Below are 18,703 nucleotides of genomic sequence, written 5' to 3'. Positions count from 1 at the left end.
CCGCAAGGCCTTTTCGTGCATGAGCCCGAATTCAGGCACCGCGCAGGATCAGCGCGTCACCTCATCGAACGCCGCCAGCAATCGCTCGACGTCGGCGGCATGAATGTCGCCCATCGTCGAGATGCGGAACAGTTCCGCCGACAAGCCGCCCTGCCCTGCGTAGATCACGAAGCCGCGCGCCTTGAGCGCGTCATGCAGCTTCGGATAGTCGACGCCGGCGGGCAAACGAAACGCGCGCAGCACCACCGACGACGCGTCCTTCGGCAGCACGCTCTCCATGCCGCGCGCCGCGAGCCCCGCTCGCACCTGCTCCGAAAGCGCCGCATAGCGCGCGTGACGCGCCTGCCAGCCGCCTTCGTCGGCCAGCTCGCGCAGCGCCTCGACGAGCGCGTAGTACGCGTGCACGGAAGGCGTGAACGGCGTGTTGCGCTGATCCTGCAGCGAGGCAAGACGCTTGAGGTCGAGATAATACGTACGGCTGAACGCCTGCGCGAGCGCCGCGCGGCGCACCACCACGAAGGCCGCGCCAGGCACGCCGTGCAGGCACTTGTTCGCAGTCGCGGCCACCGCGGCGATGCTCGCGTCGCCGAAGTCGATCGCTTCGGAGCCGAAGCTGCTCACGCCGTCCACGAGCATCTGCACGCCGCGTGCGCGGCATGCTTCGCCCAGCGCGCGCAGATCGTTCAGGCGGCCCGTGGTGGTTTCGTGATGAATGATCGCGACGTGCGTGATCGACTTGTCGTTGTCGAGCGCAGCCGTGATCCGCGCGAGGTCCGGCGCCTGCATCCAGTCGTGCCTGACGATGTCGTGCGCAATGCCGTACTGTTTGGCGATCGCGGTGATGCGCTCGCCGTACACGCCGTTTTCGACGATCAGCAGCTTGCCGTTCGCGGGCACGAGCGTCGAGATCATGCTCTCGACCGCGGCGGTGCCCGAGCCCGTCATGAGCACAGCCTGCCATTGGGCGGGATCGAGATCGTAGACGGCCACGAGGCGCGTGCGCGCTTCCTCCTGAACGTCGAAAAACTCGCTTTCGCGATGGCACAGGTCTTCCTGGAGCAGGCTGCGGCGCACGCGTTCGGTGAGCGTGACCGGACCGGGGTTGAGCAAAAGCATCGGCGTTTCCTTAGTTGGCGAGCGCGCCGATATGGCGCATGAGACGCGTCTTCACATCGGGCGGCGTGACCGTGGGGCGCGGCAGGCCGTCGGGCGTGCCGCGGCGGATCGTCAGGCGTACGAAGCGTGTGCCTTCCACACCCGATGCGCCCTTCGCGCGTTCGCGCGCGGCGGCGAGCACGTCGTCGAGCGCGGCGAGATCGTCGCTTTCCACGGCATCGGCATAACCGCACGCGGCGGCGACGTTCGCGAACGACACCTGCGCCGAGACGGTGGCCTGGCCGCCCGTCGAGTCGTGCGCGCCATTGTCGAGCAGCACGTGCGTGAGGTTCGGCGGCCCATAGGCGCCGAGCGTCGCGAACGCGCTCATGCGCATGAGCGCCGCACCGTCGCCATCGAGCGCGACCACGTTGAGGTCGGGCCGCGCGAGCGCGAGGCCGAGCGCAAACGTCGTGACGCAGCCCATCGAGCCGACCATGTAGAGCTGGTTCGAACGGTCGTCGAGCGCATAGAGCTCGCGGCCGCAGAATCCCGTCGATGCCACGACCACCGTCGATTGCGCGGGCGTCGCGGCGACCACGCGCTCGAGCGCCTGCCGGCGCGTCGGCAGTTGATCAGGACTCCGTGCGTTCCACCTTGCCTGCGCGACGGGCAACGCGTGCTTCTGCGGCATCGCGCCGCCGCCCTTCAGCTCGTACGGCGCGACGCTGCCCTTTTGCATGACGAGCGCATACGGACGGCCCGTTTCGTCCATGTGCCTGATCGCGCGGTCGAGCGCCGGCGCAATCTGGTCGGCCTCGGTCGGAAACAGCTCCCAAGGCACGTCCATCGTGTCGAGCATCTGCGGCGTGACCGGGCCCATGAGCGCGTGCTGCGGCTCGTCGGAGACGCCCGGCTGGCCGCGCCACGTCACGATCAGCAGTTGTGGCAGGCGGAACGTCCACGTGAGCGAGGTGAGCGGGCTCACCGCGTTGCCGAGGCCCGAATTCTGCATCATCGTGATGCCGCGCTTGCCCGCGAGCGCGACGCCCGCGATCAGCGCAACCGCGTCGCCCTCGTTCGCGGCACTCACATAGTGCAGCGATTCGTCCTGCAGCACGTAATTGATGAACGGCGTGAGAAACGAGCACGGCACGCCGGCATACCACTCGAAGCCGCGCGTGCGCGCCGCTTCGACGAACTGTGCGGCTTCGATCATGCGCGGCCCCCGGCCTTGCCGCCCGACGCGGCCGATGCGGACGTCGCATCGCTGCCGATCGGCGTTTGTGCATGCGCGAAGTCGCCCGCGCGGCGGAAGTCTTCGAGGTCGTTCACGCCGCGCCAGTGGCCGCGCACGTATTGCACTTCGATCTGTTCGCCGTCTTCGATCAGCGCGTTGAGCAGCGCGGGCATGTCGAGCGTGTCGAAATCGGCGCGCGTCTGCAGTCGCGCGAGCTTCTTCGCAAGCTTCGCGCGGCCCGCGCCGCGCACGTTCATGAGGCCGATCCAGCGGCCATGACGAGCCTCGCCCGGCGTAGCCGGCCCGGACGACACGCGCTCGAGGAACACCTTGCCGCCAAAGAGGCCGCGATCGTCGCCTGCCGTGCACCACGCGAAATCGCGCACGCTCGCATTCTCCGAATCCGGCGACGAGTCGATCACCACGCTGAATTCGGCTTCGCTTTCCACCAGGTCGCGCAAGATGTAGCTGCGGAACAGCAGATCGCCATACGAGATCACGGTGTCGTTCTCGAGCGCATCGACGGCACAGGCGAGCGAGGCAAGCTCGTTCGTTTGTGCATAGCGCTCGTTGCGCGCGAGCTTGATGCCCGCGGTGTCGATCGCGTCGGCGCGGTAGCCGCCCACCACGGTGATGTCGTTGATCGCCTCTTTCTTGAAGGCGTCCACAAGCCAGCGCAGGAGCGGCTTGCCCGCCACGGGCAGCATGACCTTGGGCTTGTCTTCGGTGACGGCGTCGAGGCCCGAGCCGCGGCTCGCGGCCAGCACGATCGCCGAACCCGCCGAGCGCGTGGCCGAGAGATAGCGGTTTTCGGCTTCCGAATATTCGTCGGCGTCCTGCAGCCGGAAAATCTCGTTGACCGCGGCGATGCGGTCTTCGACGTCGACGAGCGTCTGCGTATCGTGAATCGTCTTCGTCACGGCCTGCATCGCCGAAACGGCCGCGCGGATCTGATGGTTCGCCCAGATCACGCAACTGATGCCCGCCTTGCGGAACACGTCGGTCGGCGTGCTGTAGTACTTGGTCGGCACGATCACGAGCGGACCGCGGCCGGCCCATTCGCGCGCGAACGTGAGGATTTCGTCGGGCTTCGAGAGCTTGCTGTGGATGAGGATCGCGTCCGCGCCCGCGAGGCGGTAGGCCTCGGCGCGCTTGAGCGCTTCGTCCATGCCCCAGCCCGCGATCAGCGCCTCCACGCGCGCGACGATCGAGAAGTGCTCGTCGGTCTGCGAATCCTTGCCGGCCTTGATCTTGCCGCAAAACTCGTCGATGTCGGCGAGCGGCTGCGCCTCGCCCTTGATGAAGCTGTTGGTCTTCGGGAACTGCTTGTCCTCGATGCACACGCCCGCGATGCCGCGCTGTTCGAGCTTGCGCACGAGGCGGCGCACGTTGTTGAAGTTGCCGTAGCCGGTGTCGCCGTCGAGCAGGATCGGCAGGTCGCTCGCGTCGGCCATGAATTCGAGGTTGTCGACCACCTGGGTCCAGCTCGCCTCGTTGTTGTCGCGCACGCCGAACTGCGCGGAGATCGAGAGGCCCGAGCCCCAGATCGCCTTGAAACCCGCCTCGCGCGCGATGCGCGCGGAGAGGCCGTTGTGCGCTTCCATCAGGAATTCGAGTTCGCTGCCGATCAGCATCTGGCGCAGCCGTGCGCTGCGAGAGGCGGAAGCCGCGGCGAGAACCGGTGCGGGTTCGCGTGCATTCATTCTTGTCACTCCAGTGGACGTCCCGGCGTCGTCGCCGGCCGCGGGGCAGGCCGGCGCAGGACCAAAATCGCGACTATATCGAAAATGATTCGCATCCGCAGCTAATCGCCGCAAATAGTGGCAAATCATGGAGTTGCAGTGAAATTTGTGGCTTTTATCGGCCGATTCGCCGGTTTTTCAGCGCGCCGTCATCTGCGCGGTCAGCGGCCTGTTTCGTATGACAAAAGACTGCCTGGGCAGGGTTCGCCCTGGGTGTCGCTCACGTTTGCGTGCGCCGTTAACACACTTTGGCGGCCTCGTTTCGCCAATCATGCAGCCCACGTGGAATACCGACCGAACATGCAGAAGATGACACTCAACAAGAAGCTTCGCTCGATGATCGCGATCCTCTGGATCGGCCTGCTGTTGATCGTCGCCTTTGGCGCCTGGCAAAGCCGCGAGTCCATGATCCGCGAGCGGCGCGCGCAGCTCTCGACCCTCGTCGAAGAGGCGACGAGCATCGCCAGCTACTACCACGCCCTCTCGCAACGCAACGTCCTGCCCGAAGCCGACGCGCAGAAGCAGGCGCTCGCCGTGATCGGCTCGATGCGATATGGCACGGACGGCTATCTGAGCGTCAACGACTCGCAGGAAGTCATGCTGATGCATCCGATCAAGCCTGAGCTCGACGGCAAGAAGCTCACCGACTTCGCCGATCCCGCGGGCACCCGCGTGTTCACCGAACTCGTGCAGGCGGCGAGCGGGCCGAACGGCGGCTTCCTCGACTACCTGTGGGCCAAGCCCGGCCACAGCGAGCCCGTGCCCAAGACGAGCTACGGCCGCCGCTTCGCGCCGTGGGACTGGGTGATCGTGACCGGCATGTACATGGACGACGTGCGCGCCGAATTCTACGGCAGCCTGCTGCGCTGGCTCGGCGTGACGTTCCTGCTGGGCGCCGCCGCGACCGCGGTGATGGTGCTCGTGGTGCGCAGCGTGCGCAGCAGCATCGGCGGCGAACTGGAGGTCGCGGTGGGCGCGGCCAACCGCATCGCCCAAGGCGACCTCACGCTGCGCGTGCAGGCGGAGGGTTCGAGCGACCATAGCCTGATGCGCGCGCTCGCAACGATGCAGGCCTCGCTCGTGCAAACCGTGTCGCGCGTGCGCAGCGGCGCCGAGAACATCAACGTGGGCGCGAACGAGATCGCCGCGGGCAACACCGATCTTTCGCAGCGCACCGAGCAACAGGCTGCGGCGCTCGTGGAGACCGCGTCGAGCATGGACCAGATGACGGCAAACGTGCGCAACAACGCGGACAGCGCCCAGCACGCGGCGTCGCTCGCCAGCCAGGCCGCCGACGTCGCGACGCGCGGCAGCGCCGTCGTGGACGACGTGGTGCGCACCATGGGCGACATCACGACGAGCTCGCAGCAGATCGGCGACATCATCGGCGTGATCGACGGCATCGCGTTCCAGACCAACATCCTCGCCTTGAACGCAGCCGTGGAAGCGGCGCGCGCGGGCGAACAGGGCCGCGGCTTCGCCGTGGTGGCCGCCGAGGTGCGCAGCCTCGCGCAACGCTCCGCAACCGCCGCGAAGGAAATCAAGGCGCTGATCGAGAAGTCGACGGGCACCGTGACCGAAGGTCAGCAGCTCGTGACCAACGCGGGCTCGACGATGACCGAGATCGTGCAGTCGGTGCGACGCGTGCACGAGATCCTCGAAGAGATCAGCAACGCTTCGCGCGAGCAGAGCGCCGGCATCGAGCAGGTCAACCGCGCCGTGGGCGAGATGGACCAGGTGACGCAGCAAAATGCGGCGCTCGTCGAAGAAGCCGCGGCCGCGGCCCACTCGCTCAAGGATCAGGTGAGCGCGCTGCGAGAGTCGATTTCGAGCTTCCGCCTGCCTGCGCACGCGTAACGTCGCCGGTTTCGTGACGTCTTCACCGGGCCGCGTTCGCGGCCCGGTTCGCTTTCCACCCCCTCCGCTTTCCCACCCGCTTGCCGCGCATGACGGCGCCCAACGCGCGCCCATCGTCCTGCGACCAGCGCACCCATCATTTCAATTAAATTACATCATGTTTACAATGTGACGCTGCCAAGCCCTCCCGCCTGCCTTGCCGATGATCCGTTCCAGGAAACCGCCGCGCGACCCGCACGCGGCCGCGACCCGTCACCCGATGCTCGCGCCGCGCCTGCCCATGTGGCGCTCGAAATTCATCGTGTTCATCATGTTCGCGGCCTTCGCGGCGCTGGCGGGGCGCGCGTTCTGGATTCAGGTCGCCAATCACGGCTTCTATGTGAAGCAGGGGCAAAAGCGCTACCAGCGCACGCTGGAACTCGACGCCATGCGCGGGCGCATCGTCGATCGCAATGGGGCGCTGCTCGCGGTGAGCCTCGCGACCTTCGAAGTCTGGGCGAATCCCAGGCTGCTCGATGCCGCCGCGCACGCGCCGCTCGCGCGCCTGCTCGACATGCCGCTCGCGGAACTGGAGCGGCGCATTGGCAGCGACCGCTCCTTCGTGCTGCTCAAGCGCCAGGTGGACGCGGAAACCGCCGCGCACATCGACGAGATGGGCACGGGCGGTATCACCCTGATCGCGGACGCGAAGCGCTACTACCCCGAAGGCGAATCCGCCGCGCACGTGGTGGGCTTCACCGACATCGAAGACACGGGCCAGGAAGGCGTGGAGCTAGCCGCGAACGCGCGCCTGCGCGGCACGCCGGGCCAGCGCGAGGTGATTCGCGACCGGCTCGGGCGCGTCGTCTCGGAGCCGGGCGAGCGCGTGCAGCCGCGCAACGGCGAGACCGTGCAGCTCACCATCGACCGGCGCGTGCAGCAACTCGCCTACACGCAGCTCAGGGCGGCCGTGGCGAAGCATCACGCGGAAGCGGGCAGCGTCGTGGTGCTCGACGCGCAGAACGGCGAGATCCTCGCGCTCGCGAACTGGCCGTCGTTCGACCCGAACGACCGCGCGCGGCTCACGGGCAGGCAGTTGCGCAACCGAGCCGTGGTAGACACGTTCGAGCCCGGTTCGACGATCAAGCCCGTGGTCGTTTCGCTTGCGATGGACCTGCGCAAGGTCAGCGCGACCACGATCGTCGACACGTCGCCGGGCACCTACCGCATCGGCCCCGCGACGATTCACGACACCTCGAACCACGGCCGCATGACCGTGGCCGAGGCCATCCAGAAGTCGAGCAACATCGCCCTCGCGAAGCTCGCGCTGAATCTTCCCGCGCAGACCATCTGGGACAAGTATCAGGAGTACGGCCTCGGGCAGAAGCCCGGCGTCACGTTCCCGGGCGTGGCGCCGGGCCGCGTGCGGCCATGGGCGCGCTGGCGCCCCATCGAGCAGGCGACGATGGCATACGGTTACGGCCTTTCCGCGTCGCTGCTGCAGATGGCGCAGATCTATACGGCCTACGCTGGCAACGGCACGCTGCATCCGGCCACGCTGCTGCGCGATCCGCAAGGCGGCTCTGGCGCAACGCCGGCTTTGGCGCCGCGCGCGGTGACGACGCCGGCCACGGCGGCCGCCATGCGCGGCATGCTGGAAATGGCAACGGGCGACGGCGGCACGGGCCGCGCCGCCAGCGTGGAAGGCTATCGCGTGGGCGGCAAGACAGGGACCGCGCGCAAACAGGTCGGCGCGGGCTATGCGAAGAACCGCTATCGCGCGCTGTTCGTCGGCATGGCGCCGATGAGCGCGCCGCGCGTCATAGTGGCCGTGATGATCGACGACCCGGCGGGCAAGGCGTTCTATGGCGGCACGGTGGCGGGGCCGGTGTTCTCGGGCGTGACGGCCGGCACGCTGCAGTTGCTCGGCGTTCCGCCCGATACGCCGGCCGGCGCCGAAGGTGCGTGAGCGCGCCCGAAGGCGCGGTTAGCGCGGCGCGGGCATTCGCGTTATTCTCGGGACTTTCGTCCGCGCCGGGCAGCGATGTCGATGGCCTGCGCGCCCGCCTTCATCGTTTCGGAACCCCGCCGTCATCGCCATGAATTTCCTGCCCCAACTCGCCGCCATCGCCGGTGTCATGCTGCTTGCCTGCGCCAGTCCCGGCCCGGACATGCTGGCCGTCACCTCGCACGCTTTCGCACGCCGCCGCGCCGGACTTTTCGCTGCGGCGGGCATCGCCACGTCGCACGCACTCTGGGCCACACTGGCCGTTTTCGGTCTGGGTCTGATCCTCGCGCAGCTCGCGTGGCTCTATGAAGGCATCCGCATGGCGGGCGCGGCGTATCTGCTCTACCTCGGCGCGCGCATTCTGCTGAGCCTGCGCCAAGGCGCGAAAGCCGCCGGGCCCGCCGTGGCAGCGAAGCAAACCGGCGCCGCGCATGCCTACCGTCGTGGTCTGCTCGTGGGCCTCACCAACCCGAAGGCGGCGGCGTTCTTCGGCAGCCTGTTCGTGACGCTGCTGCCTGCCCACGCGCCGATGTGGGCGCACGGCGCGATGATCGCGACCGTTGCGGGCGTATCGGTCTGCTGGTTCAGCGCCATGGCGCTGCTGTTCTCTACCGACCGCGTTCAACGCGGCTACCGCAAGCTGCGCCGTCCGATCGACGCGGTAATGGGCGCCGTGCTCGTCGGCATCGGCGCGCGGCTCGCGCTCAAGCGCTGAGCGGCACGGCCGCTTGCGTCACGCCGCAGGCGTTAATGATGGCGATACACAGACGGCGTCGCACCGCCTGATACGACCGCGGGCGCGCCCGATTCGCCGCTCGGCGCGGGCGGCGCGCCATAACCCGATTGCGCGGCCGGCTCCTGCTGCTGGCGCTCCTGCGCGAGGCGCGCCTCATCGGCACGCTTCGCGGCGAGACGGCGCATGGCGCTTTGCGCATCGTCCGGATAAGTGGCGTCGTTCGCCGAAGCCGGGTGGTAGCCCACCGACTCCAGATCGATCAACTCCTGTATCACCTGTGCCCGCGTCACCGGACCGTTGTTGTTGCTGCTGGACTGGGCAAACGACACCGCGGGAACGATCGCCATCATCGAAACCAGCGCCATGCGTTGCATTGCGTTCTTCACGTGCTTTCCTTTGCTATCAACACGCTCGCGGCAAATTCGCCATGCGAGTCGATAAGCAAAGCTTACGCAGCGAGGCTGCGCGCAAAAACGGCTTGGCGCGGGAGAGAGCCTTCCATTCTTCGCAAGATTGGTAAGGACTTCTGCGCGGCTCAAATCTGGTCGCGGCCGAACGCACGCAGGCCGTCGAGATTCAGCACGTCCACCCGGTTGTACGAAAGCGCGACGAGCCCATGCCGCTCCAGCATCTGCAGCGCCTGATTGATGCGCTGCCGCGACGCGCCCGCCAGCATGCCGATCTCCTCCTGCGAAATTTCGAGCGCCCGGCCCGTTTCGGGATAGAGGTCGGGATTGAACATCTGCGCGAGCGACTGCGCGACGCGCGCATCCACGTCGAGCAACCGGCTGTTCTGGATCAGCGCAATGAACTCGCCCATGCGGTTGTTGAGCTGATGAATCACGAAGCGGTTGAACGGCAGGCTGCAGTCCATGAGCCGGTGAAAGGTGTCGGCGGGCACGGCCATCACGAGCGAAGGCTGCAGCGCGATCACGTCGTACCTGCGCGGCTCGCGCTTGATGACGCTGCCCTCGCCGAACCAGCCGCCATGCGGCACGCCCGAAAACGTGCAGCCGCGCCCCGAGGCGTTGAAGATCGCTAACTTCACGAGGCCCGAACTCACGCCGAGCCACCAGTCCGAAGGCGCTTCGCGCGCGGCGACGATCGCGCCCGCCGCATAGCCTTGCGCGTGCGAGGACGCGAGCACCCACGCGCGATGCTCGGGCGCGAGCGCGCGAAACCACGCGCAGCGCTCGAATAGCGCGGCAAGGCGCGGGGCGTTCGCTCCGTCGATGCGCTCGCCTTCGCGCCATGTGCCGTGCGAAGCGGCGTGAGACGCCGCCTGAAAATCGGACTGGGAGGCGGACCGGGAAGCGGCTTGAGAGGCGGCTTGAGAAGCGGCGCGGCCGGCATCGGCGGCCGGATCGCGAGTGGGCGGAGTACCTTCCGGGGGCATAATGGACTGCGACATCGCGCTTTCCTGGTGTTGGGTCAATCGTATGGTGCGGGATCGTTCATCGCGGCCCCGCTCTGTCGCGCCAGTGACAGACTGGCATGCACAGCCCTGCTACGGTAGCGCGAATCATACCTATAAACCGATAACCGGCCCCCCCGGGCCCAGCGATCGATACCGGAGACACTGTCATGTTGCATCCGTACGAAGACGGACTCGCGCAACGCGAAGCCAATTATGTACCGCTCACGCCCATCGACTTCATCGCCCGCGCAGCCGAAGTCTATGGCGATCGCCTCGCGATGGTCCACGGCAACGTGCGCCGCAACTGGCGCGAAACCTACGCCCGCACACGCCGGCTCGCGAGCGCGCTCGCGCAGGCCGGCATCGGCCGCGGCGACACTGTGGCGGCGCTGCTGCCCAACATCCCCGCAATGGTCGAAGCGCATTTCGGCGTTCCCATGCTCGGCGCGGTGCTCAACACGCTCAACACGCGGCTCGACGTCGCCACCATGCTGTTCATGCTGCGTCATGGCGAAGCCAAGGCGCTGATCGTCGATACCGAGTTCGGCGCGCTTGCGCAACGCGCGGCGCTCGCGTTTCCCAATCTCAAGATCATCAGCGTGGCCGACGTCGCGCCCGCCGATCCCGAATACTTCCCGCGCGCCACCGACTACGAAGCCTTCCTCGAGCAAGGCGACCCCGAGTTCGCCTGGGCGCCGCCGCATGACGAGTGGGACGCCATCGCGCTCAACTACACCTCGGGCACCACGGGCGACCCGAAGGGCGTGGTCTATCACCATCGCGGCGCGTACCTGAACGCGGTAAGCAACATCCTCGAATGGGACTTGCCCAAGCACGCCGTGTACCTCTGGACGCTGCCGCTCTTTCACTGCAACGGCTGGTGTTTCGCGTGGACGATCGCCGCGCGCGCGGGCGTGAACGTGTGCCTGCGCAGGTTCGACGCGAAGCTCGTGTTCGACCTCATTCGCAACGAGCGCGTCACCCATTATTGCGGCGCGCCGATCGTGCAGGGCGCGCTCGCCGACGCCCCCGCCGAATATCGCGAAGGCATCGCGCACACCGTGCGCACCATGGTGGCCGGCGCACCGCCCCCGCCGGCCGTGATCGCGAAGATGAAGTCGATCGGCATCGAACTCACACACGTTTATGGCCTTACCGAGGTGTACGGTCCCGCTGCGGTGTGCGCCGTGCAGGAGCACTGGAAGACGCTGCCCGAAGACGAACAGGCGCGCCTCGCCGCCCGCCAGGGCGTGCGCTATCACCTGCAAAGCGGCGTAAGCGTGCGCAACGCCCAGACCCTGGAGCCCGTGCCGGCCGACGGCGAAACGCTCGGCGAGATCATGTTCCGCGGCAACATCTGTATGAAGGGCTACCTGAAGAACGAGCGCGCCACCGAGGAAGCATTCCGCGGCGGCTGGTTCCACACGGGCGACCTCGGCGTGATGACGCCCGACGGCTACGTGCGCATCACCGACCGCAGCAAGGACATCATCATCTCGGGCGGCGAAAACATTTCGAGCATCGAAGTCGAGGACACGCTGTATCGCCATCCGGCCGTCGCGCTCGCGGCCGTCGTGGCGATGCCCGATCCGAAGTGGGGCGAAGTGCCTTGCGCGTTCGTCGAGTTGCGGCCCGGCGCGAGCGCCACGGCCGAGGAGATCATCGCGCACTGCCGTCTGTTTCTCGCGCATTACAAGGTGCCGCGCGTCGTGAGATTCGGCGAGTTGCCGCGCACGGCCACCGGCAAGATCCAGAAATACGAGTTGCGCACGCAATTGGGTTCGCAAAGCGCAATTGATTTGAGCGGCGCCCCGGCAACGACGAAAACGCAGGACTAGCGCGCGCTGAATGGCGTTTCGCGACCCCGACGGCGCGATAACGCGACCCATTCGGGCGGCCCGCGCCGCCCGAATGTAACCTCAGTTGACAACGTGACCCTTAAATCCATCGCATCATTTGTCAACTGCGCCGCCTGAACTGTTTCACATCAAGGGCCAATTGTCAGATTGGCCTTTTTTGTGTGACGGATCGTGTGAAACGAAAGCTTACAAGTCGTCACGTATTCCGCCTCCTCCGGCCGATAAGCTTTGAACCGTGGTCGAAACACAAAGCATCCGATGCCGCGTGACGACGCAACCAAAGAGGAGGTAACCGCATGAATACGAAGAGCTGGAAGACCCCTGCCCGCGCCCTTGCTGCCGCAATGATCGCCGGCGGCGCACTGATGGGCGCATCGAGCGCTTTCGCTCAATCCGCACCGTTCGCGCTGCGCGCCGATTCGGCGCCGCAATACGGTGAACCGCACATGATGCCGGTGGGCGTGCAACTGTCCATCGGCTGGCACGACAACCGCTACTGGGACGGCCATCGGTACTGGGAACACGACGAGTGGATGCACCACCATCCGCACGATCCGGGTCCCCCGCGCTACCGCGAGGACGACCGTCGTCCGCCGCCCCCGCCGCGTTACTGATCTGTCGAATACGCATGATCTGATATCGTCAGGTCCCGCTGAAGCAGCATACCGAGGCCGGTTTCTCCCCCGAAGGGAAACCGGCCTCGGTGCATTTCACCGCCTTGCTTCGCGGTGCGCAAGAGCACGCAACCCGTCGCGCATAAGGATCGGCCAGGCCGAAAATGCCCGTAGCGCCGCCGATTCCACACGCAATGCCTCATACCAGGCCCGGGCGGGCCCTGCACGAAAGGCGGCCGTCAGTAATGGCAGGTAATGCGCAAGCGTTGCTTGCTGCGCGGCCCGCGAGTAACGTGATTGGGCGTTTCGTTCCCCGGAGCGCACGGTGTATTCTCATTGCCCGGCCAGCGATGGCCGGGATTTTTTTGCGCGCTCGCTAGCGCTTCCCTGGTGCAACGCCTACCCGTTTTTTTTCCAATTGCCGGCGCAATTTTGCGGACGTAAGGTGGAGTCGCCTCTTGAGAACAGGCGAGCCTTGTGACCCCCGGTCGTGAAACATTCCGACCGGGGATTTTTTTGCGCCTGGACTTGTGGAACATCGCGCCCGCCAGAACGGCGTCGCGAGGGAAAGCGAATGACGGATCACCGAATGAGGAGTTCGGCGTCGCTCCAGCCAGAGCTAGATCCGTCATGCCAAGCATTATCGATGCCGCCGGACGGACCGTCACTAGCCTTCAGCGCAAAAAACCATTACGGAAACTGGCAAGATATGGGGACGGACGTGGAAAGTCCCTGGCCCGCATCGGTTAACATGGCGGTTTAGCCTGCCATTAACCGCCGATCCGCGGTTTTGCCAACCTGCTGTGCCAACCTTTACCCTTGCCCATCCTGTCAGCGCGGAACTCGATATCCGCAAGAGCCGCTTCATTGCGCACGCGATCCCCGTTGCCGACCGCGAAGCGGCCATGGCCGAACTGCGCCGCCTGCGAGACGAGCATCCCGCCGCCACCCACGTTTGCTGGGCGCTGCTCGCGGGCGGCCAGTCCGGCATGTCCGACGACGGCGAACCATCTGGCACCGCCGGGCGGCCGATCCTCGAAGTGCTGCGCCACCACGATCTGGACGGCGTACTAGCCGCCGTCGTGCGCTACTACGGCGGCGTGAAGCTCGGCGCGGGCGGTCTCGTGCGCGCTTACACCGACGCCATCGCGAGGGCCCTGCAGGGTGCGACGCGCGTCGAGCGCATTGCACAGGCGCGTCTCACGATCGAACTCGGCTACCCGGACGAAACGCGCGTGCGCCACTGGATCGAGCAGGCGCAGTTCGTCCTCGCCGACAGCCAGTACGCCATGACGGTGCGCCTCACGATCCAGCTTCCCGCCAGCGCCGTGGATGCCGCCCGCCTCGCGCTGCGCGACCTCACGCAAGGCCGCGCGGGCTTTCCCGAGCACGTGTGAGCCGACTGGCGACCCGCCGCCGCGACGCCGCGCGAATTTTCCCAGCGCCTTTTCGGTCACGGCATCGAGCTACGCGACAGCGCCAAACGGGAGATCGATACGCTCAAGACGACGAACAACAACAAGCGATATCTGACGCAGCTTTTCGGCGGCGCGAATAACGGGGCGCACTCGGGACCAATCATGAACAAGGCATTGCGCCAGAGAACGCGCGCGACCGATCATGAAACCCGGACGCGACTTGACGCTAGCAAACATCGGGAGGCAAAAAAAAGGCCGCCGATGAAATCGGCGGCCAACAGGGGACGTGAAGAACAACCGCGAATCGAACTATCGAATCGACCCGACCGGCTCATAATGGCGAGCCAAAATTAAGACAAACTTAAACGCGCGCAAAAAAGCAACGCGGATTCCCGTGCGATATTGCACGGGCAAAGGAAAGAATGCGTAATAATTGCCTCGCTATAATGATTTTGGGCTGGCAGCCCGCTCAATCGCGCCGCATGACCACCCGTTACCCAACCCGGAAGAGCCGCCATGTTTGATCGATTGCATCAGTTTATGGAAGGCGCAGGCCCCGAGCGGCGCCATCGCGTGTGGAGCAAGGTGCGCATCTTCGTTGCAGCCATGGGCACGCTGGGCTCCGCTGCGGGCATTGCCATCGCGGTGATCGGCCTTATCAATTTCGACCATCAGAAGGTGATCGCTGGCGTGGTCATCATCGTCGTCTGCACGGCGATTTACATCTCGATCCTCGTGCGCGACCGCAATCGCGTCGATTAGCGCGCTTCGGCGTCGGCGCGACCGCCAAGCCGCATTAAAGCGCGCGGCGCCACGCGTTCCGGCGCCGCACCTCATTGCAGGCGCTGACCGAGTCTGTTCCGATACGCCGACATGGCGAATCAATTCGGCGACCGGTATCCCCGCCTCGGCCTGTTTCAGCACGGCCACCATCTGTTCAACACTGAAGCATCCAGAAGCGCATCGCGGTGGCTGACAGGGAACTCGAACAGCAAGCGGACCGACTCCTGTCGCGGCGCACCGTAACTGGGTGATCTTTCGTTGCATCATCCCAGTGCGGAGAGGGATAGCACGTCACACCGATCATGCACCGCGACAATTTGAGGGTCGTAGTCGGCCTCCAATAGTGGCCGACGTTACTTGCACCAAGGCGGCCTGATTATCGGAGGGACTCGCGAACGGATAGCGCAGCGCATGAGCGCCAACAGTACCAGCGTGCACATATTTGCATCTATAGTCGTCTGGACTGCCGACGACCCAGCCAGAAGATGATGCCAAAAACTGGCGATGACAAGGGTCAGGGCGCGCACATTGGAAATCGCGTGACGGCTTCCAGTTCAACTACTTCCAGTTCAGGGAAACTCGAATCGTTTCGCCAGCGTGAGTTCTCCTGCCCCGCGCATCGGTACGACCACGATCTCCCGTTTTTCGCTTGGCGTGTCCTCGTTGGTAATGATCGTGACCTGCGCTACGGTCATGTCGGCCTCGCTCCCACCCTGACCGAAATAGTTGACGTAGACGAGGTACGTTCCCGGCAACGGCGCAGCATTGGAATAGATTTCCGGACCATAACCCGTCGTCACGTCGACATCGAGCGCGCCGCCGTTTGGCACCACGCGGTCGCCGTACCACGTGTGGTAGCCATCGGGCGAGATCACGTGCAGATCGAGGTCAGTGCCATCGGTGTCCCAGGCCAGCAGGATGCGCAGACGTGGATGAATCTTGCCCGAATTCGCGTCATAGAACTGCACGCGCTTGCGCGCGCCATCCGCAGTGCGCAACTCGACGGCATTGCTGCCCGTATCGAACGAGAACGGTCGCGAAAACCGCCCGTCCTCCTCGATACGCTGCGGCATCGGCGTGCCGTTCACGACGAGCGTGCCGACCGGACTGCGCGCCTTCGCCTTCGGCGCGGCCTTGATCTGCCCGGCGATCATCGCGTTGACCGACTGACCTTCCGGCGTGTTCACCGCCACCGCCGGATAGTGCACGTCCTGGGTGTAGCGCTCGGTGTTGCCTGTTGAATTGCGCCAGCCGTTTAGCGGCACGGAGAAGTCGATCGTATCGGCATGCGTGAGGCCGGCCCATCCGCACGACAGCGTCACGCCGCACGCCAGCCTGCGGAGCCAGCCCGAATTGCAACGAGGAAAACGCATGCTCATAGCTGCTCACTCTTCACGAGGACCAGGTCGCCGATCTTGCGCAGTGGCACCACGCGCGTTTCGCGGCGCTCGTTGGGCGTGTTCTCGTCGAACACGAGCGTGAGCGTCGCGGTAATCACGTCGCGATCGTGCGCACCCGAATCGAAGTTATAACCGGTCGAATCGAAGTTGCCCCAGTAATTGAGGAAGAAAAGCCAGATGCCGTGCTCCGGCGCCGCGGAAGAAAAGATCCCTGGCCCCGCGCCGTCCACCGAGTCGACGTCGAAGCCGCTTCCATCTTCGAGCGTCGGATTCGCGAAGAACGCGTGCAGACCGCCCGGTGTAATCACGTGCAGATCGACCTGCGCGTGCGGATCGTCCCAGGTTACGACCGCACGCAGCTTTGCCTGCGGCTTCGTGCGATCCGCTTCGTAAAACTGCATGCGCTGGCGCTTCGCCCCATCCGCCGAGATGAGCTCGATGCTGTTCGAGCCCGCGCCGAACGCCCACGGCCGCGCGAACCAGCCTTGCTCGTCGGTGTAAAGCGGCGTCGGGTTACCGTTTACGACCAGCGCAGGCGGCCGGCGCACATGGAGGTCGACCCGTTTGAGCTGGCCCTGGATCAGCGTACGAAAGCGCTGCGCCCCGCGATCGACGGGCGGGCGCGGATAGGCGGCCACGTACTGCTCGCCTTCGTTCGTCAGCCCACTGTGACGCCAGCCGTTGAACGCGCCGGTGAGCCGTGCAAGCGTGCCGGAATCCGCGTCGTTCGCCGCGGCAAGCGCATGGGCCGAGAGAAGCGCCGCGCCGCATGCCACGCAGGCCAGCGATTTCAGCATCATTTGGGTTCCTTAAGAATCAGGTCGCGAGCGGCCTGCTCGATGAACACTTCGTCCAGTCCGCGCGGATGATGTTCGAACGCGAGGTGCAGGTATTCGTGCGCAAGCGCGATGCGGTCGTCGTCGGACTGCAGACGGCGAATATAGATGCGGTTGCGCCCCGCATCGGCATACGGTCGGCCCGCCGTCACTTCACACACCGCAGGCAATGCCGGCTCTTCGTATCCTGCCTCGCCCGCCAGGCGCCGGTCCCACTTCGGCATCTCGTGTTGCAGCCAGGCGTGCGCGGCAATCACCGGCTCGCAATCGCCCGCGAGCGGGCTTGAAAACGACGTAAGCGCCGCCGCCGGCCAGGTGCGGGCAAGAATCGCGTCGAACGCGAGACCGCGTTGCGCGGCGGCCTTCGCGTCCAGCCAGCTCATCTGTCCGGGCGCCGCCTTGTCGTGATGAAACTGCACCGGCGTCCCGGCGAGCACGAGACCGTCGGTGAAGTCGGCGACCTCGCGCGACGCCGCGCGAGGTGCTTGCGGCAACACCCGCTGCGTGCGGCTGCTGTCGTCGATCCGGTAGCAACCGCGCTCGCGCCCGGCGTGCTGCACGAGATAGCTGCGCGCAGCAATGGCCAGTGCACGCGCCGCCTCCGGTTGCGCGGTGTCGCCCTCGCGCTCCACCACGCGCGCCACGTAGTCGTTCATGCCGAAGCGCCCGCGAATGTGCAGCTTGCCGGCGTCATCGCGATCGAGCAGCAACTCTCCGCGGCTCTCGATCGGCAACCAGTTGCCGCTTTCAAAGCCGACGCTGAAGGCGCCTTCGAGGAGACCGGGCTGCGCGGGCCTGCCATTGGCGTGCGTATCGAGCACTTTTCGTATCGGATAGCGGGAAAAGAAATCGACCACCACGCACGCACGATCGTCGGGTACCGCGCTTTGCGCGACCAGCGGCGCGATGCGCGGCGCGGCGGCGGCCAGCACGTTCGCGCTGCCGCCACGGCCGCCGAGCCAGACCGGCGTGCCATCCGCGAGCCATCCCGCAGCGCCGCCTTCATAGCCGCCCGCATTCGACAGATCGGACATGGTCCACGTTTTCGCCCGCAAAAGACCACCGTAGAACGAAACGGTCCCCTCGCCCCGCCCGCTCGTGACGACCGACACCAGCGTGCTCGCGGTGTCGTCCCGCGCGCGTGCGGGCACCGCCTGCAACGCGTCCAGCAACTCGCTCACACGCACGCGGCGTTCGGGCCGCAGCGCATGCAGATCCTGCAGCCACGCCGGCGCCTTCCGCGCGCGCCAATACTGGCGCCAGCCGGCCGGGTCGAGTTGCAGCCGGTGCGGCTCGAAGAACAGACCGCACGATTGCACCAGCGCGCGGTCCCGGTCGATATGCCCGCCGGCCAGGCAGCAGTACACCTCGTCGCGATCATGCCCATCGCATTGGTAATCGGATGCGGGAATCTGCCGGTCGACGAGATAAGCGTAGACGAACAGCTTCCACACGCTGCCGAGCGGCGCTTCCAGCGCCGGCGGCAGCGGATTGCCCTGGCGCGACGCGTCGGCGCCGGCATCGACGGAAGGACCGAAGGTCCACAAGCGCGCGTCGTCGCCGCGCCGCCATGCGAAGAGCAACGTCGGTTGAGCGGACAGCGTCGGACGCGCGCTCCTGTCCTTGCTCCTGTCCTTGCTCGTGTTCGCCGCGTACGTGGGCGTCGGAGAAAGCGCCGCCTGGCCGATCATGCAGGCCGCGACCCATCCGACGATGCGG

General features: G+C 66.0%; 15 protein-coding genes. 7 read left to right on the top strand and 8 right to left on the bottom strand.

Features of this window, described 5'->3' with window-relative positions; genetic code table 11:
- Positions 1–48: 48 nt before the first annotated feature.
- From BLU17_RS26685 to aepX, 3 genes are read right to left on the bottom strand one after another with little or no spacing between them, the layout of a single operon-like run.
- The gene (locus BLU17_RS26685) at positions 49–1,116 is read right to left on the bottom strand and encodes a 2-aminoethylphosphonate aminotransferase (protein ID WP_092003784.1); all 1,068 of its coding nucleotides are present in this window, start codon (positions 1,114–1,116) and stop codon (positions 49–51) included.
- A gap of 10 nt (positions 1,117–1,126) precedes the next feature.
- On the bottom strand, positions 1,127–2,314 hold the full coding sequence (gene aepY / locus BLU17_RS26680) for a phosphonopyruvate decarboxylase (RefSeq protein ID WP_092003781.1): 1,188 nt from the start codon (positions 2,312–2,314) through the stop codon (positions 1,127–1,129).
- Complete coding sequence (gene aepX, locus BLU17_RS26675) at positions 2,311–4,038, bottom strand: phosphoenolpyruvate mutase (RefSeq protein WP_092003778.1); 1,728 nt, start codon at positions 4,036–4,038, stop codon at positions 2,311–2,313. The genes aepY and aepX overlap by 4 nt, the downstream gene beginning before the upstream one ends.
- Before the next feature lie 348 nt (positions 4,039–4,386).
- On the opposite strand from aepX, the gene BLU17_RS26670 reads away from it, so the two are divergent.
- The 3 genes from BLU17_RS26670 (at position 4,387) to BLU17_RS26660 (ending at position 8,636) form a co-directional block, all read left to right on the top strand.
- Positions 4,387–5,934, top strand: a complete 1,548-nt coding sequence (locus tag BLU17_RS26670; protein ID WP_092003870.1) for a methyl-accepting chemotaxis protein — start codon at positions 4,387–4,389, stop codon at positions 5,932–5,934.
- 202 nt (positions 5,935–6,136) lie between these two features.
- A complete protein-coding gene (locus BLU17_RS26665) occupies positions 6,137–7,882 on the top strand; it encodes a peptidoglycan D,D-transpeptidase FtsI family protein (protein WP_092003775.1) in 1,746 nt (581 codons plus the stop codon).
- Between the two features lie 130 nt (positions 7,883–8,012).
- Positions 8,013–8,636 carry a LysE family transporter gene (locus BLU17_RS26660; RefSeq protein ID WP_092003772.1) on the top strand — a complete coding sequence of 208 codons (624 nt, stop codon included), beginning with the start codon at positions 8,013–8,015 and terminating at the stop codon, positions 8,634–8,636.
- A gap of 32 nt (positions 8,637–8,668) precedes the next feature.
- Here BLU17_RS26660 and BLU17_RS26655 read toward each other — a convergent pair whose 3' ends face one another.
- Together BLU17_RS26655 and BLU17_RS26650 are read right to left on the bottom strand one after the other, a co-directional pair.
- Positions 8,669–9,031 (bottom strand): DUF4148 domain-containing protein, encoded by a 363-nt coding sequence (locus BLU17_RS26655; RefSeq protein ID WP_092003867.1) that lies wholly within the window; start codon positions 9,029–9,031, stop codon positions 8,669–8,671.
- Positions 9,032–9,192: 161 nt separating this feature from the next.
- Positions 9,193–10,068, bottom strand: a complete 876-nt coding sequence (locus BLU17_RS26650; RefSeq protein WP_092003769.1) for a Crp/Fnr family transcriptional regulator — start codon at positions 10,066–10,068, stop codon at positions 9,193–9,195.
- Positions 10,069–10,241: 173 nt separating this feature from the next.
- On the opposite strand from BLU17_RS26650, the gene BLU17_RS26645 reads away from it, so the two are divergent.
- From BLU17_RS26645 to BLU17_RS26630, 4 genes are all read left to right on the top strand, one after another.
- On the top strand, positions 10,242–11,912 hold the full coding sequence (locus BLU17_RS26645) for an acyl-CoA synthetase (RefSeq protein ID WP_092003766.1): 1,671 nt from the start codon (positions 10,242–10,244) through the stop codon (positions 11,910–11,912).
- A gap of 317 nt (positions 11,913–12,229) precedes the next feature.
- On the top strand, positions 12,230–12,547 hold the full coding sequence (locus BLU17_RS26640) for a hypothetical protein (RefSeq protein WP_092003763.1): 318 nt from the start codon (positions 12,230–12,232) through the stop codon (positions 12,545–12,547).
- 803 nt (positions 12,548–13,350) lie between these two features.
- Positions 13,351–13,944 carry an IMPACT family protein gene (locus tag BLU17_RS26635; RefSeq protein ID WP_092003760.1) on the top strand — a complete coding sequence of 198 codons (594 nt, stop codon included), beginning with the start codon at positions 13,351–13,353 and terminating at the stop codon, positions 13,942–13,944.
- A 537-nt stretch (positions 13,945–14,481) separates the two neighbouring features.
- The gene (locus BLU17_RS26630) at positions 14,482–14,727 is read left to right on the top strand and encodes a hypothetical protein (protein ID WP_245747022.1); all 246 of its coding nucleotides are present in this window, start codon (positions 14,482–14,484) and stop codon (positions 14,725–14,727) included.
- A gap of 590 nt (positions 14,728–15,317) precedes the next feature.
- Here the strand turns inward: BLU17_RS26630 and BLU17_RS26625 are convergent.
- From BLU17_RS26625 to BLU17_RS26615, 3 genes are read right to left on the bottom strand one after another with little or no spacing between them, the layout of a single operon-like run.
- Entirely contained in the window at positions 15,318–16,121 is an 804-nt protein-coding gene (locus BLU17_RS26625; RefSeq protein ID WP_092003864.1) for a YfaP family protein, read from the bottom strand.
- 2 nt (positions 16,122–16,123) lie between these two features.
- Positions 16,124–16,945, bottom strand: coding sequence for a YfaP family protein (locus BLU17_RS26620; RefSeq protein WP_425434148.1), 822 nt, complete (start codon positions 16,943–16,945; stop codon positions 16,124–16,126).
- Positions 16,945–18,675 carry a DUF2300 domain-containing protein gene (locus BLU17_RS26615; RefSeq protein ID WP_092003750.1) on the bottom strand — a complete coding sequence of 577 codons (1,731 nt, stop codon included), beginning with the start codon at positions 18,673–18,675 and terminating at the stop codon, positions 16,945–16,947. Before BLU17_RS26615 ends, BLU17_RS26620 begins: the two co-directional genes overlap by 1 nt.
- Positions 18,676–18,703 lie beyond the last annotated feature (28 nt).

The organism is Paraburkholderia lycopersici (assembly GCF_900096975.1).
Taxonomy (GTDB): domain Bacteria; phylum Pseudomonadota; class Gammaproteobacteria; order Burkholderiales; family Burkholderiaceae; genus Paraburkholderia; species Paraburkholderia lycopersici.
This window is presented reverse-complemented; position numbering and strand designations above follow the sequence as displayed.